The following is a 26,393-nucleotide window of genomic DNA, read 5'->3' as shown; positions in this document are numbered from 1 at the left end:
AGGCGCGCGATGACCCATCGCTTCCGCATCGGCTTCGACATCGGCGGGACCTTCACCGACTTCATCCTGGCGGATGCGCAGACGGGCGAGATCCGGCTGCACAAATGCCTCACCACCCCCGCCGATCCCTCGGTCGGCGCGCTGGACGGGCTGGCGGAGATCACGCAGGCGGCCGGCATCGCGCTGGCCGAGGTGGGGGAAATCCTGCACGGCACCACGCTGGTGACCAACGCCATCATCGAACGCAAGGGCGCGCCGCTCGGCCTCATCACCACGCGGGGCTTCCGGGACCTGCTGGAGATGGGGACCGAGCAGCGCTACGACATCTACGACCTGTTCCTGCAATTCCCCGACCCGCTGGTGCCGCGCCGGCGCCGGATGGAGGTGGCGGAGCGGATGGACCGCGACGGGCGCGTGGTCACGCCGCTCGACCCCGCCGGGGTGGAAGGGGCGGCGCTGGCCCTGAAGGAGGCCGGCGCCCAGGCGGTGGCGATCTGCTTCCTGCACGGCTACCGCAACCCCGCCCATGAACGCGCCGCGGCCGAGATCGTCCGGCGAGTCGCGCCGGGGATGGCGGTGTCCATCTCGTCCGACGTCGTGGCGGAGATGTGGGAATACCAGCGCTGCGTCACGACCTGCGCCAATGCCTATGTCCAGCCGCTGATGGACCGCTACGTCACCCGGCTGGAGCGCGAATTGTGGGCGCGCGGTTTCCGCGGCGCGCTGCGGCTGATGCATTCGGCGGGCGGCCTGGTCAGCCCCGCCGCGGCGCGCGCCTTCCCGATCCGGCTGCTGGAATCGGGGCCGGCGGGCGGCGGGCTCGCCACCGCGCTGTTCGGCGCGCGGGCGGGGCACCGCGACGTCATCTCCTTCGACATGGGCGGCACCACCGCCAAGGCCTGCCTGATCGAGGACGGTCGCGCCGAGATCGCGCCGATGATGGAAGCCGGCCGCGTCCACCGCTTCAAGAAGGGCAGCGGCCTGCCGATCAAGGCGCCGGTCATCGACATGATCGAGATCGGCGCCGGCGGCGGCTCCATCGCGCGGATCGACGAGGTCGGGCTGCTGCGCGTCGGGCCGCACAGCGCGGGCGCCGATCCGGGCCCGGCCTGCTACGGCCGCGGCGGCACCCAGCCCACCGTGACCGACGCCAACCTGGTGCTGGGCTGGTACGACCCGGGCTTCTTCCTCGGCGGGCGGATGACGCTCGACCGCGACGCCGCGGAACGCGCCGTCGCTTCGGTCGGCGCGCGGATCGGGCTCGGCGCGGTCGATGCCGCCTGGGGCATCGCCAAGGTGGTCACGGAAAGCATGGCCGCCGCCGCCCGCGTGCATCTGGTGGAGAAGGGCAAGGACCCGCGGCGCTACGCGATGGTCGGCTTCGGCGGCGCCGGGCCGGCCTATGCGGCGATGGTGGCGCGCGCGCTCGGCGTGGCGGAGGTGATCGTACCGCCGGCCTCGGGGGCTGCCTCCGCGCTGGGCTTCCTCGTCGCGCCGCTGTCCTTCGAACAGGTGCGGTCCATGCCGGTGACCATCGGCGCGGGCTTCGACGCCACGGCGGTGAACGCCCTGCTGGCGGAGCTGGAGGCGGAGGGCCGCGCGATGCTGGCCGAAGCCGGCGTGACGGCGGCCGATGTCACCGTCGAACGCAGCGCCGACATGCGCCTGGTGGGCCAGTTGCACGAGATCGCGGTCGCCCTGCCGGCCGGCGAGATCGGGGAAGGCAGCCTCGGCGCCATCCGCGCCGCCTTCGAGGCTGCCTATGCGCGGCGCTACACCGCCCTGCCGCCGGGCGCCACGGTGGAGGCCATCAACTTCCGCCTGCGCGTCGCCGGGCCCGTGCCGCAGCTCGCGCTGCGCCAGGCGGGCGCCGATGCGGCCGGCCGTGCCAAGCGCAAGGGCACGCGCCGCGCCTTCTTCGGCGAGGATTTCGTCGACGCCACCGTCTGGGACCGCTACGCGCTGGAAGCCGGCGACCGCATCCCCGGCCCCGCCATCGTCGAGGAGCGGGAGGCGACCACCATCATCCCGCCCGGCGACGTGCTGACGGTGGACGCCGCCGGCAACCTGCGCATCGCGGTGGCGACCGCGGCCATCCCCGATGCGGTGGTGACGCCGGAGATGCCGATCGAGGTCGCGATGGCGCGGATCGAGGCGGACCCGATCGCGCTTGAGATCATGTGGTCGCGGCTGGTCAACGTGGTGGAGGAGATGTGGCTGACGGTCTGCCGCACCGCCTTCAGCCTCATCATCAGCGAGGCGCAGGACTTCGCCTGCGAGCTGCTGGACCCGTCGGGCGAGACGCTGGCCCACAGCCCGCGCGCCATGCCGGTCTTCAACCTGACGGTGCAGCGCGCGGCCAAGGCGCTGCTGGCGAAGTTCCCGGCGGAGACGCTGAAGCCGGGCGACGTGCTCTGCACCAACGACCCCTGGCTCTGCGCCGGGCATCTGTTCGACATCGCCATCGCCACGCCGGTCTTCAAGGACGGGCGGATGGTGGCGCTGATGACCTGCGTCGGCCACGTCTCCGACATCGGCGGCACGAAGGACAGCCTGCGCGCGCGGGAGATCTACGAGGAAGGGCTGCAGATCCCGCCGATGAAGCTGGTGCGGGAGGGGCGGCCGAACGAGGACCTGTTCACGCTGATCGGGGAGAATGTCCGCAACCCCTGGATGGTGATCGGCGACATCCATTCGATGATCGCGGCCAACGCCATCGGGGCGGAACGGCTGGCTGCCTTCATGGACGAATACGGGATGCACGACCTGAAGGCGCTGGCCGCCGTCGTGCAGGACCGCGCCGAGGCCGCGATGCGCGACGCCATCCGCGCCCTGCCGGACGGCACCTACCACTCCACCATCCAGAACAGCCCGCTGGGGGAGGTGCTGACCTATCCCCTGAAGCTGACCGTGCGGGGCGACGCGATCGAGCTGGACTTCGAGGGCACGCCCGCGCAGCTGCCGCGCGGCGGGCTGAACTGCACGCTGAACTACGCGGAAGCGCATGCGACCTATCCGCTGAAATGCATGCTCTCCCCCGGGGTGCGCGGCAATGCGGGCTGCTTCCGGCCCTTCACGGTGAAGGCGCCGGAAGGGTCGATGCTGAACGCCACCAGGCCGGTCGCGGTGAACCTGCGCACGCGGACGGGCTGGTACATCGCGCCCAACATCTTCCGCGCGCTGTCCGACGCGGCGCCGGGCCATGTGCAGGCGATGACCGGGTTGCCGGTCTCCATCTCGATCTACGGCCATGACGCGGCGAAGCGGCTCTATTCCGACCACCTGTTCATGGGCGGCGGGCAGGGCGGGTCGGCGCGGGGGGACGGCAAGTCGTCCCTGCTGTGGCCGACCTCGGCCGCCAACACCTCGATCGAGCTGCTGGAGCAGCGCGTGCCGGTGCTGGTGGAGGAGAAGGCCTATGTGGCCGATACCGGCGGCGCCGGCCGCAGCCGCGGCGGGCTCGGCCAGCGGGTGCGGGTGCGGAAGCTGCATGATGACGGGCTGCCGACGCTTGCCTCGCTCTATCCGGAAGGCACGGTGGTGGAGACGCCGGGCCTGTTCGGCGGCCATCCCGGCGGCAGGGCCTGGGGCGGCGTGCGGACGCCGGACGGGGCCGTGCTGAAGGACACCGGCACGGGCGAGCTGGTGACGCTGACCCGGCCGGAGGAGATCGCGGAGGTCGTGCTCTGCGGCGGCGCCGGCTACGGCGACCCGCTGGAACGGCCGCTGTCCGCCGTGGCCGAGGACCTGGCCGACGGCATGATCTCGCCCGAGGCGGCGGCGCGCGACTACGGCGTGGTGCTGCGCCCCGACGGGCGCATCGACGAGGAGGCAAGCCGGGCGCGGCGCCGGCAGGCGCGGCAGGCCGCGGCGGAATAGGCAACGGGGAGAAACACGATGACGGGCATGACGATCGGCCGGCGCGGGGCGCTGGCGGCCGGCTTCGGCGCGGCGGGCATGGCGGCGGGCATCCGCCCGACCATGGCCTTCGAACGCGACGGGCAGCGCAAGATCCTGGTCTTCGCCGGCGGGCAGCCGGTGCCGGTGCTGGACCCGCATGTGCGCTACGACTGGTCCACGCGCATGATCCAGCAGGGCGTCTACGACGCGCTGGTGAAATACGTGAACAACCCGCCCCAGATCGTGCCCTGGCTGGCCGAGCGGTGGGAGACGAACGCGGACCAGACCGTCTGGACTTTCCACCTGGTCGGCAACGCGAAGTTCCACAACGGCGACCCGGTGGACGCCGAGGCCGTGCGCTATTCCTTCGAACGCGGGCTGCGCCTGAACAAGGGCGTCGCCTGGATGCTGAAGGACGTCCTGGCGCCGGACGCGATCCAGGCGGTGGACGCGCGGACGGTGCGCTTCACCCTGACGCGGCCGATGCCGTCCTTCCTGACCTACATCCCGATGTGGTACGTGGTGAACCCGAAGCAGGTGCAGCCCAACGTCGTCAACAACGACTTCGGCGAGGCCTGGCTCACCTCCAACGGTGCAGGATCCGGGCCCTTCCGGCTGCGCCGGTTCGACGCGCAGACGCTGATCCACCTCGATGCCGTGCCGGAGTACTGGAAAGGCTGGCCGATGCCGGAACGCAACCGGCTGTCCGGCGTGATCTACCGCATCGTGCGCGAACCCGCCGCGCGCCGCGCCCTGGTGCAGCGCGGCGAGGCCGACATCATCACGGAAATCCCGGCCGACGACTTCGAGCTGCTGAAGGGCATGCGCGGGATGAAGCCCGAGGACCATGTCGGGCTGACCACCTTCGCCATCACCATGAACACGACGAAGGGCCCGACGGCGGACATCAACGTCCGCAAGGCGATCGCGCATGCGATGGACTACGACGCGCTGATCCAGATCCACAACGGCGCCGCCAGCCTGATGACCAGCCCCTTCCCCGAACCCATCCCGGGCCACATCCCGGTGCCCGGGATGCCGCGCCGCAACCTCGACCGCGCGCGGTCGCTGCTGGCGCAGAGCCGCTTCCCGAATGGCGGGTTCGAGCTGGAATACGTGCATGTCCAGGGGCTGGAGGACCCGCGCCGGATCGGGTTGACGCTGCTCAACTCCCTCCAGCCGCTCAACATCCGCGTCAACATCGTGGCGCAGCCCTGGCCGACCATGGTCTCCCGCGGGGCGCGGGCGGAGACGGCGCCGGACATGGTCTCGGTCTATGTCACGCCGGTCTCGATGGACCCGGACGTGATCGCGGGGAAGTACCACACCCGCGCCCATGGCCAGTTCTGGGGGATGCACCACCTGAACGACCCGCAGATCGACCAGTGGGTGGACGCCGCGAAGGTCGAGACGGACGAGGCGAAGCGCAACGCGCTCTACGCCGACGTGCAGCGCCGCGTGGTGGACCTCCAGCCGGAGGTGTTCGGCATGCTGGCCAACCGCCGCTGGATCATGCGCGACTACGTGCGCGGCTTCCAGTACTGCCCGCTGCGCCTGACGGGCGAGGTGGACCTGCATCCGCTCTGGGTGGATGCGGCGTGACCTGATGCTGCTCTACGTCGCGCGGCGGGTGGCGCTGACCGGGCTGATGCTGTTCGGCCTGGTCTGCATCACCTTCGCCGTCTCCAACATCGCGCCGTCCGACCCCGCGGCGCTGGCCGCGGGGCCGGATGCCACGCGCGACATGGTGGAGACGATCCGCCGCGAATACGGGCTCGACCGACCGCTGCCGGAGCAGTTCCTGCGCTACGTCGCGGGGGTGGCGGGGGGCGACCTCGGCCGCTCCATCGTCACCACGCGGCCGGTGATGCAGGACCTGGCCCGCTTCTTCCCGGCGACGCTGGAACTGGTGCTGCTGTCGATGACGCTCGGCGTCGCGCTCGGCGTGCCGTTCGGCATGGTGTCGGCGGTGCTGAAGAACCGCGCGCCGGACCACCTGACGCGCTTCGTCGCCGTATCCCTCGTCGCGCTGCCGGCCTTCTGGTTCGGCATCCTGCTGCAGCTGTTCTTCTCGGTCTGGCTGGAATGGCTGCCCACCTCCGGCCGGCTGGAGGTGTCCACGCCGCCGCCGCCCGCCATCACCGGCATGTACCTGTTCGACAGCCTGGCGGCCGGCGAATGGGACACCTTCCGACAGGCCTTCGCGCATGCGCTGCTGCCGGCGCTGGTGCTGTCCTTCCCCTGCCTCGCCTCCATCCTGCGGGTGAACCGCGCCGAGATGATCGAGGTGCTGTCGGCGGACTACGTCACCGCCGCGCGGGCGCATGGCGTCTCCCGCCTCCGCGTCGTCTGCGTCCATGCGCTGCGCAACGCCATGCTGCCGACGCTCGCCATCATCGGGCTGCGCTGGGGCTGGATGCTGGGATCGACCGTGCTGGTGGAGACGGTGTTCGACTGGCCGGGGATCGGGCTCTATGCCGTCTCCTCCGCCATCGCGGGCGACTTCAAGCCGGTGATGGGGGTGACGCTGCTGATCGGGCTGAACTTCATGATCGCCAACCTGGTGGTGGACCTCCTCTACGGCGTGCTCGACCCGCGCCTGCGCGCCGCGCCATGAGCTCGACCACCGCCGCGCCGCCCCCCTTCGCGCAGCGCCATGCCGCGACGCTGCGGCAGATCCGCTTCTTCGCCTGGAGCTTCGCGCGCAGCCCGTCCGCGATGCTCGGCCTCGCCATCGTGTCGGCTTTCCTGTTCCTCGCAGCCTTCGGGCCCTCCATCGTGCCCTATCCGGGGGATGCGGCGGGGGCGATGAACCTCGGCAACCGGCTGAAGCCGCCTTCCGCCGCGCACTGGTTCGGCACGGACGAGATGGGGAACGACCTGTTCTCCCGCGTCGTCGTCGCCACGCGCACCTCGCTCTGGGTCGGGCTCACCATCGTCGGCATCGCGGCCGCGGTGGGCGTGCCGCTCGGCATCGCGGCGGGGTATTTCGGCGGCTGGGTGCGCGCGCTCATCATGCGCGTGACGGACGTGTTCCTCTCCGTCCCCGGCATCGTCCTCGCGCTGGCCATCGTGGCGGCGCTGGGGCCGGGCATCCTGAACGGCATCGTCGCGCTGTCGATCGTGTGGTGGCCGGGCTATGTCCGACTGGTGGAGGCGAAGGCGCTGGCGCTGCGGCACGAACCCTTCGTGGAGGCCGCGCGCAGCGTCGGCGCCGGGCATCTCCGCATCCTCGGCCTGCACATCCTGCCGAACTGCACCTCGCCCATCATCGTCAAGGCGTCGATGGACATGGGGCTCGCCATCCTGGCCGCCGCCTCGCTCGGCTTCATCGGGCTCGGCGCCAAGCCGCCGGCGCCGGAATGGGGGGCGATGATCTCGGTCGCGCGGACCTACATGCCGAACTGGTGGTGGTACGCGGTCTTCCCCGGCTTCGCGATCTACCTGACGGTGCTCGGCTTCAACCTGTTCGGCGACGGGCTGCGCGACGTGCTGGACCCGAAGAGCAGCAGAAGTTGACCGCCCCCCTCCTCGACATCGCCGGCTGGCGCCTCGCCTTCGACGGGTTCGAGGGCCGGGCGCAGGTGCTGGACGGCATCGACCTGGCCGTGCAGGCGGGCGAGACGGTCGGCATCGTGGGCGAGACGGGCTGCGGCAAGTCCGTGCTCGCCCGCTCCGTCGCGCGGCTGGTGGAGATGCCGCCGGGGCGCGTGCTCGGCGGCAGCATCCGCTTCGAGGGCCAGGACGTGATGGCGATGGACCAGCGCGCGCTCGCGCGGCTGCGCGGCCATGGCGTCGCGATGATCTTCCAGGACCCGATGACCTACCTCAACCCCGTCTTCCGGATCGGGTCGCAGCTGGTCGACGTGATCCGCGCCCATGACAAGGCCGCGGGCCGCCCCGCCCGTGGCCGCGACGCCGCCCGCGCACGGGCGGCCGAACTGCTGGGCCAGGTCCGCCTGCCGGAGCCCGACCGCCTGCTCGACCGCTACCCGCACGAATTGTCCGGCGGGATGCGCCAGCGCGTGCTGATCGCCATGGCGCTGACCGGCACGCCGAAGCTGCTGATCGCCGACGAGCCGACCACCGCGCTCGACGTCACCATCCAGGCGCAGGTGCTGCGGCTGATCGCCGATCTCGTCGCGGCGCAGGCGCTGACGCTGATGCTGATCAGCCACGACCTCGGCGTCATCGGCGCGCTCTGCCGGCGCGTCGTCGTGATGTATGCCGGCACGGTGGTCGAGGACGGCGCGGCGGAGGCGATCTTCGCCGATCCCCGCCACCCCTACACGCGCGGCCTGCTCGCCGCCGTGCCGGACCTGGAACGCCCGGGGCACCGCGCGCGGCCGATCCCGGGCCACATCCCGAACCTGCTCTCCCCCCCGCCCGGCTGCCGCTTCCACCCGCGCTGCCCGCTGGCCGTGGCGCGCTGCGCGGGGGAGAAGCCGGCGCTGCGCGACCTGGCCGGGCGCCGCGTCGCCTGTCACCGGGCCGAGGAGGTCGCGGCGTGACCGCGCTGCTCGACGTGACGGGCCTGGCCAGGCACTTCCCGCTGAAGGGCGGGCGCGTCCTGCGCGCGGTGGATGGCGTGGACCTCACCCTCGCGCCGGGCGAGGCGCTGGGCCTCGTCGGCGAATCCGGCTGCGGCAAGTCCACCGTCGCCCGCCTGGTGCTGCGGCTGGCCGAGCCGAGCGGCGGGTCGATCCGCTTCGCGGGGCGGGAGATCGCGACGCTGGGCGAATCCGCGCTGCGGCCGCTCCGGCGCGACATGCAGATGATCTTCCAGAACCCGCATGCCGCGCTGAACCCGCGCCGCAGCGTGTTCCATTCGGTGGCAGAGCCGCTGGTGGTGCAGGGGCTGGCGCAGGGGGCGGAGCTGCGCGCCCGCGTCGCCGGCCTGCTGGCCGAGGTCGGGCTGCCGGAGACCTTCCTGTGGCGCTACCCGCATGAGCTGTCCGGCGGGCAGAAGCAGCGCGTCTGCATCGCCCGCGCGCTCGCCCTCGCCCCGAAGCTGGTCGTGCTGGACGAGCCGACCAGCGCGCTCGACGTCTCGGTGCAGGCGCAGATCCTGGACTTCCTGCGGGACCTGCGGGCGCGGCAGGGCCTCGCCTACCTGTTCATCAGCCACAACCTCGCGGTGGTGCGCCAGGTCTGCGACCGGGTGGCCGTGATGTATCTCGGCCGGATCGTGGAGGAGGGACCGGCGGAAGCGATCTTCGCCGCGCCCCGCCATCCCTACACCCGCGCGCTGGTCGCGGCGGTCCTGCCGCCGCGCCCCGGCGCGCTGCCGGCCGCGACCCTGGCCGGGGACGTGCCGAACGCCGCCGCCATCCCCCCGGGCTGCCGCTTCGCCCCGCGCTGCCCGCTGCGGATGCCGGTCTGCGACGCGCGCGACCCGGCGCTCGCCCCGGTCGCGCCGGGGGCGGCGCAGCGCGTTGCGTGCTGGGCTGTCACGGAAGGCTGAGCCACCCTCCGCGCGCGGCCCGGACCATGCTAAGCCGCGCCGCATGGAGCTTTCCCCCGACCAGGTCCGCGCCGCCGAGGCTGCGGGCTGCGCCTTCATCCCCGCGACCCCCGAACAGGTGGCGCGGCTCACCATGCAGCGCCGGATCTTCCTGATCGACGGCCAGCCCCACCTGGCCCGCCGCCACGGCGCCGGCATCTTCGAGACGCAGGGCACGCTTGCCCCGCTCATCGCGGCGGCCAGCGCCGGCGTGGTGCCGTCCATGCCCGAGACCCTGCAGGAGGCCGAGGAGGCCGACGCCTCCGCGACGCTCGAGATCGCTGCGGAGAACCGCGGCGCAGGCGGCGGCGGCGCCAAGGTGGTGCGCCGCGGGCGCGGCCGGCCGCCGCGGGTCGGCCGCGGCGCCTGAGGGCCGCATGCGGTGCCGCAATCGTGCACCGCGGGCGGCCCCGGCCGATGCTAGTCACGGGTCCTGAAGGTGGCCGCCGGAAGGCCGCCGCAGCCGGAGTCGTGACCATCAGCAAGCCGTCACCTTCCCCCGAAGCCGTCGCCGCCCGCCACCAGGCGGCGCGGGAACGTCACCAGCGCAGCATGCGCATCGCGGCGGCCGTGGCGCGCGGCCGCAGCGCCGGCGCCCCGCCGGACGATGCCGACACGGCAAGGCTGGTCGCGGAATTCCACGCCCGCGGCGGCACCGTGACCCAGTGCGAGCCCGGCAGCGGCATGCCCGTCCCGGCCGAGGACAAGCCCAAGGGCTGACCCCGCGCGGCGGCGCCCTGGGCGCCGCGGCCCGGTTGTCTTCCGCGCAGGATGCTGTTTCATCCAGCGGTCGCCAACCGGAGCCCGCGCATGGTCGAGATGGCCCCATCCGCCCTGCTGCACCGCAACCTGCGCCAGGTGCCGCCCATGGTGGTGCGCGGCGAGGGCAGCTGGCTGGTCGACGCGGAGGGCCGGCGCTACCTCGATGCCTCGGGCGGCGCGGCGGTGTCCTGCCTTGGCCATGGGCATCCGCGCGTCGCCGCGGCCATCCGCGCGCAGCTCGACCAGGTCGCCTATGTCCATTCGTCCTTCTTCACCAACGCACCGGCCGAGGCGCTGGCGCGGCGCCTGATCGACCGCGCGCCGCCCGGCTTCGGCCAGGGCCTCGCCACCTTCGTCGGCAGCGGGTCCGAGGCGATGGAGGCCGCGCTGAAGCTGGCGCGGCAATACCATGTGGAACGGGGCGAGCCGCGGCGCGGCCGCATGATCTCGCGGCGGATGAGCTACCACGGCAACACGCTCGGCGCGCTCGCGGTCGGCGGCCATGCCGGGCGGCGCGCGCTCTATGCGCCGCTGCTGGTCGGGACCTCGCAGGTCGCGCCCTGCTTCGCCTACCGCTTCCGCCGCGAGGACGAGAGCGAGGAAGCCTACGGCCTCCGCGTGGCGGATGAGCTGGAGGCGGAGATCCTGCGCCTGGGGCCGGAGACGGTGGCCGCCTTCGTGGCGGAGCCGGTGGTGGGCGCCACCATCGGCACCGTCCCCCCCGTGCCCGGCTATTTCCGCCGCATCCGGGAGATCTGCGACCGCCACGGCGTGCTGTTCATCGCCGACGAGGTGATGTGCGGCATGGGCCGCTGCGGCAGCCTCTTCGCCATCGTGGATGAGGGGGTGGCGCCCGACATCATCATCGTGGCCAAGGGCCTGGGCGCCGGCTTCCAGCCGATCGGCGCGATGCTCGCCTCCGGCCGGGTGGCGGATGCGCTGCGCCGGGGCTCGGGCGTCCTGCAGCACGGCCACACCTACATGAGCCACGCGGTCGCCTGCGCCGGCGCGCTCGCCGTGCTCGACGTGATCGAGGAGGACGGGCTGCTCGGCGCCGTGCGGCGCCAGGGCGCGGCGCTGGATGCGGCGCTGCGGGCGGAATTCGGCGCGCATCCCCTGGTCGGCGACATCCGCGGCCGCGGGCTGTTCCGCACGCTGGAGATCGTGGCCGACCGCGCCAGCAAGGCACCCTTCCCGCCCTCGCTGCGGCTCGCCGCGCGGATCAAGGCGGAAGCGCAGGCGCGCGGGCTGATCTGCTATCCCTCATCCGGCACGGCGGATGGGGAGGCCGGGGACCATGTCCTGCTCGCCCCTCCCTTCACCGTCAGCGCGGAGGAGATCGGGCAGATCGTCGCGATGCTGCGCGGGACCTTCGACGCGGTGCTACCGGACCAGGGTCGAAGCCGGGCTCCGGCAGCCACGGGCCAGGCCGCGGCCGCGTCGTGACCACCACCTTCGCCGGGAAGCGGGCCGGGGGCGGCGCATAGGACAGCGCGGCCCTGCCCACCCTCCCGCCCGGCGGGCCGATATGCGACCCAGGGCGGCAGCCGACCAATCCGCAGGATGCCCCATATGAGCGACCTCGTGCGCGCCGCCCTCGCCGGGGAGGCGACGCCGCGCCCGCCCTACGCCTTCTGGACCCATTTCCCGGACACCGACCTCGACCCCGACGCCATCGCGCGGGAAACGGTGGCCTTCGCGCGGGCGACGCGGCAGGACTTCGTGAAATCCATGCCCAACGGGCTCTACGCCGTGGAGGACTGGGGCATCCGCGCCGACTTCTCCGACATCGCCCGGGGCGGGGTGGCGAAGGTGACCGCCAGCCCGATCGCGGCGCCGGAGGACTGGGCGCGCGTGACGCGGCGCGACCCCGCCTCTGGCGCGCTGGGGCGGGAATTGCGCCACCTGTCGCTGCTGGTGGAGGCGCTGGGGCCGGGGGTGCCGGTGCTGGCCACCGTCTTCTCGCCGGTGACGACCGCGAAGAAGCTCTCGGGCGGCGCCTTCGCCGCGCATGCGGCGTCCCACCCCGCGCCCGTCCGCGCCGCGCTGGACGAGATTGCGGCCACCACCGCCGCCTTCGCGGCGCGCGCCATCGCACTCGGCTGCGCGGGCGTCTTCTTCGCGGTGCAGGACGCCACCGCGACGCGGGGCGCCGCGGCGTGGCGGGAGCTCGGCCTCGATCACGACCTGGCGGCGCTGGACGGCGCGCGGGGCGGCTGGTTCAACGCCGTCCACATGCATGGGGACGACATCGCCTTCGACCTGCTGGCGACCTATCCCGTCCACGCGCTGAACTGGCATGTCGGGGAGACCCCGCCCGGCATCGCGGAGTACCGCGCCGCCGGGGGGCGGCGCGCCGTGCTCGGCGGGCTGCGCCGCGCGGCGATCACCGCGCGCGACATGGCGGCGGTGGATGCCGACATCGCCGCCGCGCTCTCGGCCGATGGCGGGCGCGGCGTGCTGCTCGCCCCGGGCTGCGTCATCCGCCACCCGGTCGATGCCGGCATGCTGCGGCGCATCGCGGAGCGCATCCGCGGCGAGGCGTGACCTCCGCGCAGCCGCGCCAGGCGGAACGAAACGGCGCGGCGGGTGTTGTACGCGGCATGGACGCCTCCGACCTCCTCGCCGGGCTGCGCCCGCTCGCGGTCCTGCCGCATGTGCGCGACCTGGCCATCGCCTATGTGCTCGCCCTGCTCATCGGCTGGAACCGGGAGAAGGAGGACCGCAGCGCAGGGATGCGCACCTTCCCCCTCGTTGCCATCGCCGCTTGCGGCTTCATCCAGGCGACCGAGCACATCACCGCGCAGGAGCCCGAGGCCGCGGCCCGCATCGTGGAGGGCATCATCACCGGCGTCGGCTTCATCGGCGGCGGCGCCATCCTGAAAGGCGGCGGGGAGGTGCACGGGACGGCGACCGCGGCCTCGCTCTGGGTGACAGGCGCGATCGGGATCGCGGTCGGGCTTTCGGCCTATGACGTCGCCGTGGTGCTGTGCCTGTTCACCGTCGTCACGCTCTACGTGCTGAGCCGCCTGAAGCCGAAGGAGAAGGGTTGATACGATCGGTCGAGTGCTTCGACCGATCATATGTCTTTCCTGTGCCCTCATGCGCCGGGCGCCGGCATCCGCCGGCTGGGCTGCGCGCCACCTGGCGCGGCGGCCATCCGGCCGCTCGGCGGGCTGCACTGGCCGCATGGGTCAGCCGATGCCGCCGGCCGTATCAGCCCGGCAGGATGCGCCGCACCCAGCCCGCGGTGGCGAACAGCCGCTCATCCTCGTGCCGCGCCGCGGCGAGTTGCAGGCCGAGCGGCAGCCCGGCGGGACCGGTGCCGCAGGGCAGCGTCAGGCAGGGCGTGCCTAGCAGGGTCCAGAGGGCGTTGAACACCGAATCCCCGGTGTCGCCGAGGCCCTCCGGCGCCTCACCCGGCGCGGCGGGGGTCAGCACCGCGTCGAAGGGCGCGAGCGCATCGTCCGCCCATTCGCGCATCGCCTCCGCCCGGCGCTGCGCGGCGGCGTAGTCCGCCAGCGGCAGCGCCTCGCCATCGCGGATCCAGCCCTCGGCCAGGTCGCGGCTGAGCGCGGCGCGGTGGAGGTGGCGTTCATGGGCGAGGTTCCGCGCGCATTCGAAGCCGGCGATGCGGCGATGCGTCGCCGGCCAGTCGCCGAACAGGGCGGGCGGCAGGGTCAGGTCCGCCAGCTTCGCCCCCGCCGCGGCCAGGCGCCGCGCCGCATCCTCCAGCGCATCACGGGTCGCGTCCCCCGCCCGGTCCCATTGCGGCGTGCGGCAGAGCGCAAGGCGCGGCGGGGAGGCGGGCGCGGCGACGGGTTCGTGCGGCAGGCGCAGCAGCACCGCTCGCAGCCGTGCCAGGTCCCCGATGTCGCGCGCCACCAGGCCGAGCGTGTCGAGCGAGCCCGCCTGCAGGAGCACGCCGACGCGGCTCATCTCCCCGAAGCTCGGCTTGTAGCCGAGCACGCCGCAGAAGGCGGCCGGGCGTATGGTGGAACCGCCGGTCTGCGTCGCCAGCGCCAGGGGCACCTGGAAATCCGCCACCGCCGCCGCCGAGCCGGAGGAGGAGCCGCCCGGCGTATGCGCAGGCGCCAGCGGATGCCGCGTCGGCCCCGGATGGCGGTTGGCGAATTCGGTCGTCACCGTCTTGCCGAGGATGATGCCCCCCGCCGCGCGGATCAGCGCCGCCGCGGCCGCATCGGCGCGCGGGCGCCGCCCCGCCCAGACCGGCGAGCCCTGGGCGGTCGGCATGTCGAAGGTGTCGATCACGTCCTTCAGCCCGACCGGCACGCCATGCAGCGGCCCGAGCGGCGCGCTGCGGTCGGCGGCGCGCGCCGCCGCGAGGGCGAGGTCCGGGTCGAGGAAGGCCCAGGCGCGCACCGCCCCGTCCCGCGCCGCGATGCGCGCCAGGCAGGCGCGCACCAGCGCCTCCGAGGTCAGGCGCCCGGCCGCGATGGCATCGGCGGCGGCGCCCGCGGTGAGGGTCGCGGGGTCGGTCACCGCAGCACCGCCTCGGCCCAGGCGGCGACCGCAAGCAGCGCCGCATCCTCGTGCCGCCGCGCCACCAGCTGCACGCCGAGCGGCATTCCCGCCGGCCCGGTGCCGGCCGGCAGGGTGAGGCAGGGCATGTGCAGATGGGTCCAGAGATAGTTGAAGGTCGCAGCGCCGGTATCCGCCAGGCCCCGCGGCGCCTCGCCCGGCGCGGCGGGGGTCAGCAGCACGTCCACCCCGTGCTCCTCCATCAGCGCATCCATCCGCGCGCGGCAGGCGCGGCCGAGGCGCAGCGCGGCGCGGAACTCGCCGAGCGTCACCGCCCCGCCCGGCACCACCCGCCCGGCCAGGAAATCCGCGCTGACGAGATGGCCGGCGCGCGCCAGTTCGTCGGCGTAGTTCCGCGGCGCCTCGAAGCTGCAGACGGTCTCGTGCGCGGCGCGCAGCCCGGCGAAACACGGCGGGAGGTCGAGCTCGCCCACCACCGCGCCGGCACGGGCGAAGGCCAGCGCCGCGGCGGTGACGGCGGCGTGGGTCCCGGGCGCGGCCTCGTCCCAGTGCGGCGTGCGGCAGATGGCGATGCGCGGGGCAGCGATGCCCGCGGCACCGGGCGGGACGAAGGGGATCTCCAGGCAGGCGGCATGCAGCAGCGCCACGTCCTCCACCCCGCGGGCCATCAGCCCCACCGTGTCGAAGGCTTCCGTGTTGGCGCGCACGCCGCCATTGCCGAGGTGCCCGAAGCTCGGCTTGAAGCCGACCACGCCGCAATAGGCGGCCGGCCGCAGCACCGACCCGCCGGTCTGCGTGCCGAGCGCGAGCGGCACCTGGAAATCCGCCACCGCCGCCGCCGAGCCGGAGGAGGAGCCGCCCGGCGTGCGCGCGGCATCCAGCGGGTTGCGCGTGGCGCCGGCGCGGCGGTTGGCGAATTCCGTCGTCACCGTCTTGCCCAGCACCACCGCGCCCGCGGCGCGGGCCGAGGCGACGGAGGCGGAATCACGCCCCGGCCGATGCCCGGCATGGATGGCAGAGCCGTATTCCGCCGGCTGGTCATGCGTGTCGATGATGTCCTTCACGCCGATCGGCAGCCCGTGCAGCGGGCCGCGATCCGGCCCCGCATCCAGCGCCCGGGCCCGCGCGCGGGCCGCCCCGGGGTCGAGGAAGGCCCAGGCCGCGACCGCCCCGTCGCGCGCCGCGATCCGTTCCAGGCAGGCTTCCAGCAGCGCCGTCGCGGTCAGCCGGCCGGCGGCGATGGCGCGCCGCGCCTCGGCGGCGCCCAGCCGTTCCGGCGCGGTCATGGCCAGAGCCCGGCCACCGCGCCGACCAGCGCCTCCACATCCGCGTCGTCGAGATCGGCATGCAGCACCAGCCGCATCCGCGTGGCGTCGGACGCCCGGCAGGTGATGCCGCGCGCCGCCAGCAGCCGCACCCATTCCGCGGCCGGCCGGCCGCTCGCCGCGAAGTCGGTGAACACCATGTTGGTCTCGACCGCGGCGGGGTCGCAGATCGTTGGATGGATGGCGGCCAGCCCCTCGGCCAGGCGGCGCGCGCGGCGGTGATCCTCGGGCAGGCGGTCCACCATGCCGCGCAGCGCGACCAGGCCCGCGGCGGCCAGCACGCCGCTCTGCCGCATCGTGCCGCCGACCATGCGGCGGAAGAAGCGGGCGCGCGCGATCCAGGCCGCGGGTCCGCACAGCACCGATCCCGCCGGCGCGCCGAGCCCCTTGGACAGGCAGAAGGTCACGCTGTCCGCGTGCCGGGCGATGGCCTCGGCGGGCACGCCGAGCGCGGCGGCGGCGTTGAACAGCCGCGCGCCGTCGATGTGGACCGCCATGCCGTGCCGACCGGCCGCCGCGCGGGCCCCGGCGAGGTAGTCGAGCGGCAGCACCGCCCCGCCTGCGGCGTTGTGCGTCGTCTCCAGGCACAGCAGCGACGGGCGCAGCCGCGTGTTGTAGTCGGTGCCGCCGGTGCAGGCGGCCTCGATCGCGGCGATGGGGATGGCGCCGCGGACCCCCGGCAGCGCGCGATGCGCGACGCCGGCGAGCGCGGCGATGCCGCCCATCTCGGACCGCAGGATGTGGCAGCCGGATTCCAGCAGCACCTCCTCCCCCCGGCCGGTATGGGTCAGCAGCGCGACGAGGTTGCCCATCGTGCCGCTCGGCACGAACAGCCCGGCCTCCTTGCCGAGCATCCGGGCGGCCAGCGCCTCCAGCTCGCGCACGGTCGGGTCGTCGGCATAGCCGTCGTCGCCGACCTCGGCGGCGGCCATGGCGGCGCGCATCGCCGGCGTCGGGCGCGTCACGGTGTCGCTGCGGAAATCAGCTGTTCGGTTGCGCCGCGCCGCCGCGGTCGGCGCCGCCATCGCCATGTCCATGCTCAGTCCACCGTGATGTTGGCCTCGCGCACGATGCGGATCCAGCGCGTGACCTCCGCATCGATGTGCCGCGCGAGGAAGGCGGGGCCGCGGTCGGCCGGGGCGGGGATCTCGGCCGCCAGGTCGCGGAAGCGCTGCTGCACCTCCGGGTCGTCCTGCGCCGCCGACAGGGCGGCGACCAGGCGCGCCACCACCGGCTCCGGCGTGCCGCGCGGCGCGGCGAGCGCCTGCCAGTTGCCGGCGTCGAAGGCGGGCAGCCCGGCCTCGGCGAAGGTCGGCACGTCGGGCACCTGCTCGATCCGCTGCCGCGTGGTGACGGCCAGGGCGCGGATGATGCCGCTGCGATGCGCGGGGATCAGGGTCAGCGTCTGCTCCATCACCGCGTCGATGGTCCCCGCCGCCAGGTCCTGCACGGCCGGTCCGGAGCCGCGATAGGCGACGATGGTGCCGCGCAGCCCGGTCAGGTTCAGGAACAGCGCCGCCGCCAGGTGGGTCTGGGACCCGGACCCGGCGGTGCCGAAGGTGGCCTCGCCCTGCTTCGCGCGCACATGCTCGATGAAGCCGCGCAGGTCGCGCACGCCGCTCCTCAGGCTGACGCCGAGCATGGCGGGGTTGCGCACCACCAGCCCGATCGGCGCGAAGTCCCGCCGCGGGTCGTAGCCCAGGTTCGGGTAGAGCGGCACATTCGCCGCCAGCGTGCCGATATGGCCGAGCGTCAGCATGTAGCCATCCGCCGGCGCGCGCGCGACGCGCACCGTGCCGATGCTGCCGCCCGCGCCGGCCACGTTCTCCACCACCACCGGATGGCCGAGCTGCGTCTGCAGCCCGCGCGCGATGATGCGGCCCACGATGTCGCTCGCGCCACCCGGCGCGAAGGGCACCACGATGGTGACGGCGCGCGCCGGGAAGGACTGCGCGAGGGCCGGCCGCGCAAGCCCGGCGGCCATGGCGGAGAGGAGGAGGCGGCGTGTGACGCGGCGGCTCATGCGGGGGGTCCTCTCCGGCTGGGTCATCCTGACCGATCGCCCCGCCAATCGGCGATGACGTCGAGCGCGCGCCCCGCCACCTCCGGCAGGACATGCACATGGGTGGAAAGGCGCAGCACGCCGCGCCGCACCGAATGCACCACCCCCGCGGCGCGCAGATGCGCGCCCAGGGCGTTGACCCAGGGCAGGTCGGCGGTGTCGTGCCCGCTGCCGATCGCCTCCCCCACCGCGACGATGTGGCCGCGATGCGCGGGCGGGACGGGCAGCACCGGCAGGCCCAGCGCCTCGATCCCCGCGCGCAGAGCGGCGGCGGCGGCGGTGGAGCGGCGCTCGACCTCCGCCGGGCCGAGCCGCAGCAGGAGGTCGAGCGAGGCTTCGAGCGCGGCGAGGGCGACGAAGTTGTGGTTGCCGACCTCGAAGCGGCCCGCGCCGTCGCGCAGGCGCCAGCCACCATCCGGCCCCGCCGCCTCGTGCCCCTCCGCCAGTTCCACCGAGAAGCGGGCGAGGTGGACGGGCCGCATCATCTCCGCCCGGTCGCGCCGCACATAGAGCAGCCCGAGGCCGTAGAGGCCGAGCAGCCCCTTCTGCGCCGCCGTCGCCCAGCCATCCACCGGCAGGCCGGAGAGGTCCTCGGCCAGCACGCCGGCCGACTGCGCGGCATCGACGAGCAGGAAGACGTCCCGCGCGCGGCAGGCGGTGCCGATCCTCCGCAGGTCGGTGCGCCGGCCGGTCGCGAAGTCCATCGAGGTGACGGCGACCAGCCGCGTGCGGCCATCGAGCGCGGCGGCCAGCGCATCCTCCAGCGGCTCGCCGGGCGCGGGCGTCACGCGGTGCAGTTCCGCGCCGGCCTGTTCCGCCTGCCACAGCCAGGGGAAGACGTTGTTCGGATGCTCGACGGAAGGGGCGATGACGATGCGGTCGCCGCGCCCCAGCCGCAGCGAGGCCGCGACGATGTTCAGCCCCTCCGACGCGTTCTTGGTGAAGGCGAGGTCCCCGGGCGCGACGCCGAGCAGCCGCGCCGCCTTCGCGCGGGTGCGTTCCGCCATCGCGAACCATTCGAGCTTCGGCACCGCGCCGCTGGCCTGGCCGAGCAGCATCGCCTCCGCCGCGCGACGCGCCGCGAAGGGCAGCGGGCCGCGCGCCGCGACGTCGAGATAGACGGTGCTGCCGAGGTCGCGGAAGGCGGCGCGCAGCAGGGCGTCGGTCTCGGCCGCAGGATTGCCAGGCAGGTCCATGTGCCGCATCGTCCCGATTATCCGGGGATATTCGGGACGGGATTCCAACGCGTCAATGACCCGCGCCACGCGACCCGAGACGACGGCAAGGCAAGCGCCCCTCCTGATCGGCATCGACACCGGCGGCACCTTCACCGACGTGGTGCTCTGCGACGCCGCGAGCGGCCGCTACCGCTTCCGCAAGGTCCCCTCCAACCCCGCCGACCCGGCAGAGGCGGTGCTGCGCGGGATGGACGAGATCCTGGCCGAGGAAGGCGCGACCGGCGCGCAGGTCGGCGGCATCGCGCTCGGCACCACGCTGGCGACCAATGCGGTGCTGGAAGGCAAGACCGGTCGCGCCGCGCTGGTCACCACGGCGGGATTCGCGGATGTGCTCGACCTCGGGCGGCAGCGCCGGCCGCATCTCTACAACCTCGACATCCCGAAGCCGCGGCCGCCGGTCGCGGCCGGCGACCGGATCGAGGTCGAGGAACGGCTCGACGCCGCGGGCGGCGTGGTGCGCGCGCTGGACGGGGTGCAGGCGGAAGCGGCGCTCGGCACCATCGCGCCCGGCGTGCGGGCGGTGGCGGTCTGCCTGCTGCACAGCTACCGCAACCCGGCGCATGAACGCCGCATCGCGGAGCTGCTGCGCCGGCTGCGGCCCGACCTCCACCTGTGCCTGTCGTCGGAGGTGAGCCCGGAATTCCGCGAATACGAACGCTGCGCCACCACCGCGGTGAACGCCGCGCTGATGCCGGTGATGAGCGGCTACCTCGCCCGCTTCCGCGACGGCATGCGCGACCGCGCCGTGCCGGGGGAGCCGGTGGTGATGCAGTCGAGCGGCGGGCTCGTCTCCACCGCCACGCTGCGCGGGCGGCCGGTGAACACCTTCCTCTCGGGCCCTGCCGGCGGGGTGATCGGCGCCGCGCTGGCCGGGGCGGCGGCGGGGCTGCCGGACCTCGTCACCTTCGACATCGGCGGCACCAGCACCGATGTCTGCCTGGTGAAGGAAGGCCGCCCCGCGCGGTCCGGCCTGCGGGAGATGGCGGGCCTGCCGGTGCGCGCGGCCAGCATCGATGTCCACACCATCGGCGCCGGGGGCGGCAGCCTGGCCTGGGTGGATGCGGGCGGGCTGCCCAAGGTGGGGCCGGACAGCGCCGGCGCCCTGCCCGGCCCGGCCTGCTACGGCCGCGGCGGCACCCGGCCCACGGTGACGGACGCGAACATGCTGCTCGGCCGGCTGAACCCGGTGGCGCTGCTGGACGGGCGGATGCCCGTGCACCCCGACCGCGCGCGTGCCGCGATCGAGGCGCATGTCGCGCGGCCGCTCGGCCTCGACACCGTGGCGGCGGCGGCAGGGATGCTGGAGATCGCCAACGTCAACATGGCCGGCGCGGTGCGCGTGATCTCGGTGGAGAAGGGGGAGGACCCGCGCCGCTACGCGCTGTTCGCCTTCGGCGGCGGCGGGCCGCTGCATGCGGCCGAGGTCGCGGAGGCGCTGGGCATGACGCGCGTGATCGTGCCCGCGCATCCCGGGCTGATGTCGGCGCTCGGCCTGCTGGCCGCCGACATCCGCGGCGATTTCGGCCTGACCTGCCTGACCGAGGCGACGTCCGACGGCCTGCCCGGCATCCGCGCCGCCTTCGACGCGCTGGATGCGCGCTGCGCCGCCTGGGCGGAAGGCGAGGCGCTGGACCCCGCCGCGCTGCGCTTCGAACGCGCGCTGGACCTGCGCTATCGCGGGCAAAGCTCCGAACTGGCCATCCCGCTGCCCGCGACGCCGGATGCCGCCGGCCTCGCGGCCTGCGTCGAGGCCTTCCACGCCCGCCATGCCGGCCGCTTCGGCTATGCCCTGCCGCACCAGGTGGTGGAGGCGGTGACGGCGCGGCTCGTCGCCGTCGCGGCGCGCCCCGCGCCGCCGCCGGAAGGGCCGCCCCCGCCCGCCGCCGCCCCGCCGGCGGCGCGGCGCGAGGTCTGGTTCCCCGCCACCGGCTTCGTGCCGACGCCGGTGCTGCACCGCGCCTCGCTCGGGCCCGGCGACGCGCTGCGGGGACCCGCCGTGATCGAGCAGATGGACACCACCACCATCGTCCCGCCCGGCTGGGCGGCGCGCTGCGACCGCCTTGGCAACCTGCTGCTGGAGCACGGCGCATGAGCCGCCCCGACCCGGTGCTGACCGAGGTGGTCGCGCGCTACCTGGCGCTGGCGGCGGAGGAGATAGCGGCGACGCTCGTCGCCCTCGCCTTCTCGCCCAACATCAAGGAACGCGCCGACTGCTCCTCGGCCATCTTCGATGCGGCAGGCCGCGTGGTGGCGCAGGCCAACCGCATCCCCATCCATCTCGGCTCCATGATCGGCGCGATCGAGGCGATCGGGGCGAAGTATCCCGCCGCGGCCATGGCGCCCGGCGACATGTTCCTGGCGAACGACCCCTTCAACGGCGGCGGCACCCACCTGCCCGACCTCAACCTGGTGGCGCCGGTCTTCGTGGACGGGACGGTGGTGGCCTTCGTCGCGAACATCGCGCACCACGCCGATGTCGGGGGCATGGTGCCGGGGTCCGAATCCGCGCTCTGCACCAGCATCTTCCAGGAGGGCATCCGCATACCGGTGGTGCGCGTGCTGCGCGGCGGCACGCCGGACCCCGACATCCTCGACCTCGTGCTGCTGAACAGCCGCACGCCGGAGGAGCGGATGGGCGACCTGCAGGCGCAGTTCGCCGCCAACCGCGTGGGCGCCGAACGGGTGGCGGGGCTGTTCGCGAAATACCCGCGCGCCGTGGTGGAGGGCTGCATCGAGGGCTTCCTCGCCGCCACCGGTCAGCGTTTCGCCGCCGCCGTCGCCGCCCTGCCGGATGGCAGCCACGAGGCCGAGGAGGCGCTGGACGAAGGCGATGCCGGCCAGCCCGCGCGGCTGCACCTGCGCCTGACCGTGGGCGGCGGGCGCCTGCGCTTCGACTTCACCGGCAGCGCGCCGCAACTGACCGGCAGCAGCCGCAACGTGCCGCGCAAGGCGGTGCTTGCGGTGGTCTATGCGGTGGCGAAGTCGCTGCTGGATCCCGACGTGCCGCCCAATGCCGGCTACTACGACGCGATCGAGGTGGTGACGCGCCCGGGCACGCTGCTGGACCCCGTGGCGCCGGCGGCGGTGGGCACGCGCGCCATCACCTGCGGGGTGCTCGGCGACCTCATAGTCGCGGCCATGGGACGGGCGCTGGGCGGTGCCGGCATGGCCGACAGCGGGCCGCATCACCTGGTCATCCTCTCCGGCCCCGATCCGCGGCATGGCGGCGTCTTCGTGGACTACGAGACGATCGCGGGCGGTAGCGGCGGGCGCGGGCGGGGGCCGGGGATGGATGCGGTGCGCGTCCATGCCTCGGGCGCCGCCAACCTGCCGGTGGAGGCGCTGGAGAACGCCTATCCCCTGCGGGTCGAACGCTACGCGCTGCGCCAGGGCTCGGGCGGCGATGGGCGGAACCGGGGCGGGCACGGGGTGGTGCGCGACTGGCGGGTGCTGACGGAAGGCGTCACCGTCAGCCTCTCCTCGGAACGCCAGAGGCGACCGGCGCGGGGCACGGCCGGCGGCGGGGACGGCGCGACCGGCGCCTTCCTGCTGAATCCGGGAACGGAGCGGGAGCGCCGCCTGCCCTCCGCCGCCGTCGACCTGCCGCTGGCGCCCGGCGACGTGCTGCGCGTGCTGACGCCGGGCGGCGGCGGCTTCGGCAAGGCGGATTGAGGAGGAGGCGGGGATGCCCGGACGGCCGAGCGTGTGGATGCAGGAACTCTCCTGGGACGAGATCGCGGCGCATCTCGGCACGGACGACGTCGCGCTCGTGCCGATCGGCGCGACCGAACAGCATGGCCACCACGCGCCGCTGCTGCTCGACACCGGATGGGCCAGCGTGGTGGCGGAGGAGGCTGCGAAGCTGGCGGGCTGCCTGGTCGCGCCGCCCATGCATTACGGCTGGTCGCATGGCCACATGGCCTTCCCCGGCACCATCGGCCTGAAGGCGGAGACGCTGACCGCGGTGGCGGTCGATATCGGCGAATGCCTGATCCGCCACGGCGTGCGGCGCATCGTGCTGGTGAACGGCAACCGCATGGCCAACCTCGCCCCCATGGAGATCGCGGCGGTGAAGCTGCGCATGTCCACCGGCGCGCTGGTGGCGGTCGCCGATTGCGGCCTGCTGGCGCGGGAGGCGATCGCCAGGCTGGCGGAAGGCGCGCCCGGCACGCTGGGCCATGCGGGGGAGAGCGAGACGGCGCTGGTGCTGGCCTACTACGCCCACCTGACCGACATGGCGCGCGCACCCGGCGGCTTCGTGCCGACGCCGAAGGGCGCCGCGCCGCGGCACGGCCACCACACGCTGGACCCGCGGCTCGACGGCGACGGGTTCTACCTTCCGGCGCTGCCGGAGGAATTCCGCGCGAGGACCGAGGCACGGCAGGGCGTGGTCGGCGACGACTCGCTCGCCACGGCCGGGAAGGGGCGCGCCATGGTGGCGGCCATCGCCGGACGCCTGGCGGGCGTGGTCGCGGAGCTGCGGCGGATGCCGGTCAGCGTGCGGGTGCCGCCCATCGTCGCCTGACCGGGCTGCCCTGGCGCGACGCGGCGCGGCGCGGCAGCATGGGCCGGGCAGCAGGGGGAATGCCAGCTTGAGCGCGCGCAGGGTTCTCGTCATCGGCGCCGGCATCGTGGGCCTCGCCCTCGCCTGGCGGCTTCGCCAGGGGGGTGCGGAGGTCGCCATCGTGGACCCGGAGCCGCCGGGCGAGGGCGGCGCGAGCTTCGGCAATGCGGGGTCGATCAGTTCAAGCTCCGTGGCGCCGCTGGCGATGCCCGGCCTGCTGAAGCAGGTGCCGCGGATGCTGCTGGACCCGGCGGCGCCGCTGCACATCCCGCCCGGCTACTGGCTGCGCGCCGCGCCCTGGCTGCTGCGCTTCGTTGCCTCTGCCCGGCCGGAGGCGGTGGCGCGCGCGGCCGCGGCGATCGACACGCTGCAGCGCCTGGCGACGGAGCAGCACCTGGAACTCGCGCGTGAGGTGGGCGTGCCGGAGCTGATCCTGCCGCACGGCAACCTGTACCTGTACAGGAGCCGCGAGCAGCTGGCGAAGGACCAGGCCGGCTGGGACCTGCGGCGCGCCTATGGCGCCCGGGTGGAGCTGCTGGACCGCGACGGGATCCTCGCGCTCGAACCCGAGATCGGCCCGGCCTACCAGGTCGGCGTGTCGCTGCCGGACCACGCGCATTGCGCCTCTCCGCAGCGGTACTCGCGCGCGGTGGCGGACGCCTTCCAGCGCGCCGGAGGAGAGGTGCGGCGCGACCGCATCCGGGCCCTGACGGTGGCGGAAGGCCGCGTCACCGGCGCGGAGGGGGAGGCACGGCGGCACGAGGCGGAGGAGGTGGTGGTTGCGGCCGGCGCCTGGTCGGCGCGGCTGCTCGCGCCACTCGGCTACCGAATCCCGCTCGAGACGCAGCGCGGCTACCATGTGAACCTGCCCGCGCCCGGCATCTCGATCAGCCGCCCCGTCGTGCCGGCCGACCGCAAGGTGTTCATCACGCCAATGGAAGGTGCGGTCCGGGTTGCCGGTACGGTGGAGTTCGGCGGGCTGGAGCGTGCCCCGAACGAGACCCGCGCGGCGCTGCTCTACGACGACCTCGCGGCCGTCTTCCCGCAGGCGCGGCTCGACCGGTCGGGAGGGTTCTGGATGGGCCACCGGCCCTGCCTGCCGGATTCGGTGCCGGTGGTCGGGCCCTCGCAGCGCCTGCGCGGATTGTGGTTCGCCTTCGGGCATGGGCATCTCGGCCTCACCGGCTCGGCGCCCACGGCAGCGATGCTCGCCCCCGCCATCCTCGGGCGGCCGGTCAACCAGGATTTCGCGCCCTTCGCCGCGGAGCGCTTCGCGTGACCATGGCCGCGGCCGGCACGGTGCGATGCGCCGCGATGCGGGTGAACGGCACAAGGCTGATCAACCCCGTCGAGTGGAGCAGTCCGGCATGAGCCTTCGCGGCAACGGCGTGCATGTGGCGGCGATGCCCGGCGACGGCATCGGCGTGGAGGTGATGGAAGCGGCGCTGGCGGTGCTCGACAAGCTGGCGCGCCGGCACGGCCTGGGCCTGACGATCGAGACGCTGCGGGCCGGCGCCTTCGCCTATCGCGACACCGGCTCCGCCATGACCGAGGAAGTGTTCCGGCGCGCCGAAGCCGCCGATGCCATCCTGCTCGGCGCCATGGGCTGGCCGGGCATCCGCTACCCGGATGGCACGGAGATCGCGCCGCAGCTCGAGCTCCGCCAGCGGCTCGGCCTCTATGCCGGCGTCCGGCCGATCCGCGCGATCCCGGGCGTGCCCCTCGCGCTGGCCGACCCGCGGGCGCGCGACATCGACCTGGTGATCATTCGGGAGAGCACGGAAGGCCTGTTCTGGGCACGCGGCCGTGGCGAGGTGATCGGCGACAGCGAGGCGCGCGACACCATGGTGATCACCCGCGTCACCACCGAACGCCTCTCCCGCTTCGCCTTCCGCCTGGCGGAGCGCCGCGCCGGGCGGCTCGGCCGGCCGCAGAAGGTGACGCTGGTGGACAAGGCGAATGTGTTCACCTCGATGGCCTTCATGCGGAAGGTGTTCCGCGAGGTCGCGGCCGGCTTTCCACATGTGCCGACCGGGGAGCACTACGTGGATGCCATGGCGCTCGACCTGCTGCGCCGCCCGTGGGACTTCGACGTGCTGCCGATGGAGAACATGTTCGGCGACATCCTGTCGGATCTCGGCGCCGGCCTGATCGGCGGCATGGGCTATGCGCCGTCGGCTGATATCGGGGACGCGCATGCGGTCTTCCAGCCCAGCCACGGGACCGGGCCGGACATCGCGGGGAAGGGCCTGGCCAATCCCACGGCCATGCTGCTGTCCGCGGCGATGATGCTGGACTGGCTGGCCGAACGCGGGGCGGGCCAGGCCTGGATGGATGCGGGCGCCGAACTGCGGGGCGCGGTGGACAGGGCATTTGCGGGCGGTCTGCGCACGGCGGAATTCGGCGGCGCCGGAACGGCGGAGGTCACGGCCTGCATCATAGACCGAACCGGGAAGTGAGCAGGGTTCAGCGGGCCATGCCGATGCCTGGAATCAAAAAGCCCCGCTGGATATCTCCTGCGGGTTTGCTGTGTTCG

At 74.0% G+C, this 26,393-nt stretch carries 21 protein-coding genes; 16 read left to right on the top strand and 5 right to left on the bottom strand.

What is annotated here, in order from left to right; translation table 11 throughout:
- Positions 1-9: 9 nt before the first annotated feature.
- The 11 genes from ACK8OX_RS10230 to ACK8OX_RS10180 all read left to right on the top strand — a co-directional run bounded on the left by ACK8OX_RS10230 (position 10) and on the right by ACK8OX_RS10180 (position 13,218).
- Positions 10-3,879 carry a hydantoinase B/oxoprolinase family protein gene (locus ACK8OX_RS10230; protein WP_430663938.1) on the top strand — a complete coding sequence of 1,290 codons (3,870 nt, stop codon included), beginning with the start codon at positions 10-12 and terminating at the stop codon, positions 3,877-3,879.
- Between the two features lie 18 nt (positions 3,880-3,897).
- On the top strand, positions 3,898-5,502 hold the full coding sequence (locus ACK8OX_RS10225; protein ID WP_430663937.1) for an ABC transporter substrate-binding protein: 1,605 nt from the start codon (positions 3,898-3,900) through the stop codon (positions 5,500-5,502).
- Positions 5,492-6,517, top strand: a complete 1,026-nt coding sequence (locus tag ACK8OX_RS10220; RefSeq protein ID WP_430663936.1) for an ABC transporter permease — start codon at positions 5,492-5,494, stop codon at positions 6,515-6,517. Before ACK8OX_RS10225 ends, ACK8OX_RS10220 begins: the two co-directional genes overlap by 11 nt.
- Positions 6,514-7,419 carry an ABC transporter permease gene (locus tag ACK8OX_RS10215; RefSeq protein ID WP_430663935.1) on the top strand — a complete coding sequence of 302 codons (906 nt, stop codon included), beginning with the start codon at positions 6,514-6,516 and terminating at the stop codon, positions 7,417-7,419. The genes ACK8OX_RS10220 and ACK8OX_RS10215 overlap by 4 nt, the downstream gene beginning before the upstream one ends.
- Positions 7,416-8,411, top strand: a complete 996-nt coding sequence (locus ACK8OX_RS10210; RefSeq protein ID WP_430663934.1) for an ABC transporter ATP-binding protein — start codon at positions 7,416-7,418, stop codon at positions 8,409-8,411. The genes ACK8OX_RS10215 and ACK8OX_RS10210 overlap by 4 nt, the downstream gene beginning before the upstream one ends.
- Positions 8,408-9,364, top strand: coding sequence for an ABC transporter ATP-binding protein (locus ACK8OX_RS10205; RefSeq protein WP_430663933.1), 957 nt, complete (start codon positions 8,408-8,410; stop codon positions 9,362-9,364). Before ACK8OX_RS10210 ends, ACK8OX_RS10205 begins: the two co-directional genes overlap by 4 nt.
- Before the next feature lie 43 nt (positions 9,365-9,407).
- Positions 9,408-9,773, top strand: coding sequence for a hypothetical protein (locus tag ACK8OX_RS10200; protein WP_430663932.1), 366 nt, complete (start codon positions 9,408-9,410; stop codon positions 9,771-9,773).
- Between the two features lie 101 nt (positions 9,774-9,874).
- Complete coding sequence (locus ACK8OX_RS10195; RefSeq protein ID WP_430663930.1) at positions 9,875-10,123, top strand: hypothetical protein; 249 nt, start codon at positions 9,875-9,877, stop codon at positions 10,121-10,123.
- Positions 10,124-10,213: 90 nt separating this feature from the next.
- Positions 10,214-11,611, top strand: a complete 1,398-nt coding sequence (locus ACK8OX_RS10190; RefSeq protein WP_430663929.1) for an aspartate aminotransferase family protein — start codon at positions 10,214-10,216, stop codon at positions 11,609-11,611.
- A 126-nt stretch (positions 11,612-11,737) separates the two neighbouring features.
- Positions 11,738-12,712 carry a uroporphyrinogen decarboxylase family protein gene (locus tag ACK8OX_RS10185; RefSeq protein ID WP_430663928.1) on the top strand — a complete coding sequence of 325 codons (975 nt, stop codon included), beginning with the start codon at positions 11,738-11,740 and terminating at the stop codon, positions 12,710-12,712.
- A 56-nt stretch (positions 12,713-12,768) separates the two neighbouring features.
- Positions 12,769-13,218, top strand: coding sequence for an MgtC/SapB family protein (locus tag ACK8OX_RS10180; protein WP_430663927.1), 450 nt, complete (start codon positions 12,769-12,771; stop codon positions 13,216-13,218).
- Positions 13,219-13,381: 163 nt separating this feature from the next.
- Here ACK8OX_RS10180 and ACK8OX_RS10175 read toward each other — a convergent pair whose 3' ends face one another.
- The 5 genes from ACK8OX_RS10175 to ACK8OX_RS10155 are packed head-to-tail and all read right to left on the bottom strand — an operon-like array spanning position 13,382 to position 19,260.
- Positions 13,382-14,668: an amidase gene (locus ACK8OX_RS10175; protein ID WP_430663926.1), complete on the bottom strand. Its 1,287-nt coding sequence runs from the start codon at positions 14,666-14,668 to the stop codon at positions 13,382-13,384.
- Positions 14,665-15,954, bottom strand: a complete 1,290-nt coding sequence (locus ACK8OX_RS10170) for an amidase (protein WP_430663925.1) — start codon at positions 15,952-15,954, stop codon at positions 14,665-14,667. Before ACK8OX_RS10170 ends, ACK8OX_RS10175 begins: the two co-directional genes overlap by 4 nt.
- A complete protein-coding gene (locus ACK8OX_RS10165; protein WP_430663924.1) occupies positions 15,951-17,018 on the bottom strand; it encodes a GntG family PLP-dependent aldolase in 1,068 nt (355 codons plus the stop codon). Before ACK8OX_RS10165 ends, ACK8OX_RS10170 begins: the two co-directional genes overlap by 4 nt.
- A gap of 14 nt (positions 17,019-17,032) precedes the next feature.
- Positions 17,033-18,016, bottom strand: a complete 984-nt coding sequence (locus ACK8OX_RS10160; protein ID WP_430663922.1) for a Bug family tripartite tricarboxylate transporter substrate binding protein — start codon at positions 18,014-18,016, stop codon at positions 17,033-17,035.
- Between the two features lie 23 nt (positions 18,017-18,039).
- The gene (locus tag ACK8OX_RS10155; protein ID WP_430663921.1) at positions 18,040-19,260 is read right to left on the bottom strand and encodes an aminotransferase class V-fold PLP-dependent enzyme; all 1,221 of its coding nucleotides are present in this window, start codon (positions 19,258-19,260) and stop codon (positions 18,040-18,042) included.
- 46 nt (positions 19,261-19,306) lie between these two features.
- Here ACK8OX_RS10155 and ACK8OX_RS10150 point away from each other — a divergent pair, with 46 nt between their 5' ends.
- The 5 genes from ACK8OX_RS10150 to ACK8OX_RS10130 all read left to right on the top strand — a co-directional run bounded on the left by ACK8OX_RS10150 (position 19,307) and on the right by ACK8OX_RS10130 (position 26,316).
- Positions 19,307-21,385, top strand: coding sequence for a hydantoinase/oxoprolinase family protein (locus ACK8OX_RS10150; RefSeq protein WP_430663920.1), 2,079 nt, complete (start codon positions 19,307-19,309; stop codon positions 21,383-21,385).
- A complete protein-coding gene (locus ACK8OX_RS10145) occupies positions 21,382-22,965 on the top strand; it encodes a hydantoinase B/oxoprolinase family protein (protein WP_430663919.1) in 1,584 nt (527 codons plus the stop codon). Before ACK8OX_RS10150 ends, ACK8OX_RS10145 begins: the two co-directional genes overlap by 4 nt.
- 13 nt (positions 22,966-22,978) lie before the next feature.
- Complete coding sequence (locus ACK8OX_RS10140; RefSeq protein WP_430663918.1) at positions 22,979-23,818, top strand: creatininase family protein; 840 nt, start codon at positions 22,979-22,981, stop codon at positions 23,816-23,818.
- Between the two features lie 67 nt (positions 23,819-23,885).
- The gene (locus ACK8OX_RS10135) at positions 23,886-25,136 is read left to right on the top strand and encodes an NAD(P)/FAD-dependent oxidoreductase (RefSeq protein WP_430663917.1); all 1,251 of its coding nucleotides are present in this window, start codon (positions 23,886-23,888) and stop codon (positions 25,134-25,136) included.
- A gap of 88 nt (positions 25,137-25,224) precedes the next feature.
- Entirely contained in the window at positions 25,225-26,316 is a 1,092-nt protein-coding gene (locus ACK8OX_RS10130) for an isocitrate/isopropylmalate dehydrogenase family protein (RefSeq protein WP_430663916.1), read from the top strand.
- Positions 26,317-26,393 lie beyond the last annotated feature (77 nt).

Origin of the sequence: Falsiroseomonas sp. CW058, assembly GCF_050563535.1 — a bacterium.
In the GTDB taxonomy this organism is placed as follows: Bacteria; Pseudomonadota; Alphaproteobacteria; order Acetobacterales; family Acetobacteraceae; genus Falsiroseomonas.
This window is presented reverse-complemented; position numbering and strand designations above follow the sequence as displayed.

Bases quoted from the DNA above. Each gene is read 5' to 3' on its own strand.
- ACK8OX_RS10230 (WP_430663938.1), top strand. From the start codon at position 10: ATGACCCATCGCTTCCGCATCGGCTTCGACATCGGCGGGACCTTCACC.
- ACK8OX_RS10225 (WP_430663937.1), top strand. From the start codon at position 3,898: ATGACGGGCATGACGATCGGCCGGCGCGGGGCGCTGGCGGCCGGCTTC.
- ACK8OX_RS10220 (WP_430663936.1), top strand. From the start codon at position 5,492: ATGCGGCGTGACCTGATGCTGCTCTACGTCGCGCGGCGGGTGGCGCTG.
- ACK8OX_RS10215 (WP_430663935.1), top strand. From the start codon at position 6,514: ATGAGCTCGACCACCGCCGCGCCGCCCCCCTTCGCGCAGCGCCATGCC.
- ACK8OX_RS10200 (WP_430663932.1), top strand. From the start codon at position 9,408: ATGGAGCTTTCCCCCGACCAGGTCCGCGCCGCCGAGGCTGCGGGCTGC.
- ACK8OX_RS10190 (WP_430663929.1), top strand. From the start codon at position 10,214: ATGGTCGAGATGGCCCCATCCGCCCTGCTGCACCGCAACCTGCGCCAG.
- ACK8OX_RS10185 (WP_430663928.1), top strand. From the start codon at position 11,738: ATGAGCGACCTCGTGCGCGCCGCCCTCGCCGGGGAGGCGACGCCGCGC.
- ACK8OX_RS10180 (WP_430663927.1), top strand. From the start codon at position 12,769: ATGGACGCCTCCGACCTCCTCGCCGGGCTGCGCCCGCTCGCGGTCCTG.
- ACK8OX_RS10170 (WP_430663925.1), bottom strand. From the start codon at position 15,954: ATGACCGCGCCGGAACGGCTGGGCGCCGCCGAGGCGCGGCGCGCCATC.
- ACK8OX_RS10165 (WP_430663924.1), bottom strand. From the start codon at position 17,018: ATGGCGGCGCCGACCGCGGCGGCGCGGCGCAACCGAACAGCTGATTTC.
- ACK8OX_RS10160 (WP_430663922.1), bottom strand. From the start codon at position 18,016: ATGAGCCGCCGCGTCACACGCCGCCTCCTCCTCTCCGCCATGGCCGCC.
- ACK8OX_RS10155 (WP_430663921.1), bottom strand. From the start codon at position 19,260: ATGCGGCACATGGACCTGCCTGGCAATCCTGCGGCCGAGACCGACGCC.
- ACK8OX_RS10150 (WP_430663920.1), top strand. From the start codon at position 19,307: ATGACCCGCGCCACGCGACCCGAGACGACGGCAAGGCAAGCGCCCCTC.
- ACK8OX_RS10145 (WP_430663919.1), top strand. From the start codon at position 21,382: ATGAGCCGCCCCGACCCGGTGCTGACCGAGGTGGTCGCGCGCTACCTG.
- ACK8OX_RS10140 (WP_430663918.1), top strand. From the start codon at position 22,979: ATGCCCGGACGGCCGAGCGTGTGGATGCAGGAACTCTCCTGGGACGAG.
- ACK8OX_RS10130 (WP_430663916.1), top strand. From the start codon at position 25,225: ATGAGCCTTCGCGGCAACGGCGTGCATGTGGCGGCGATGCCCGGCGAC.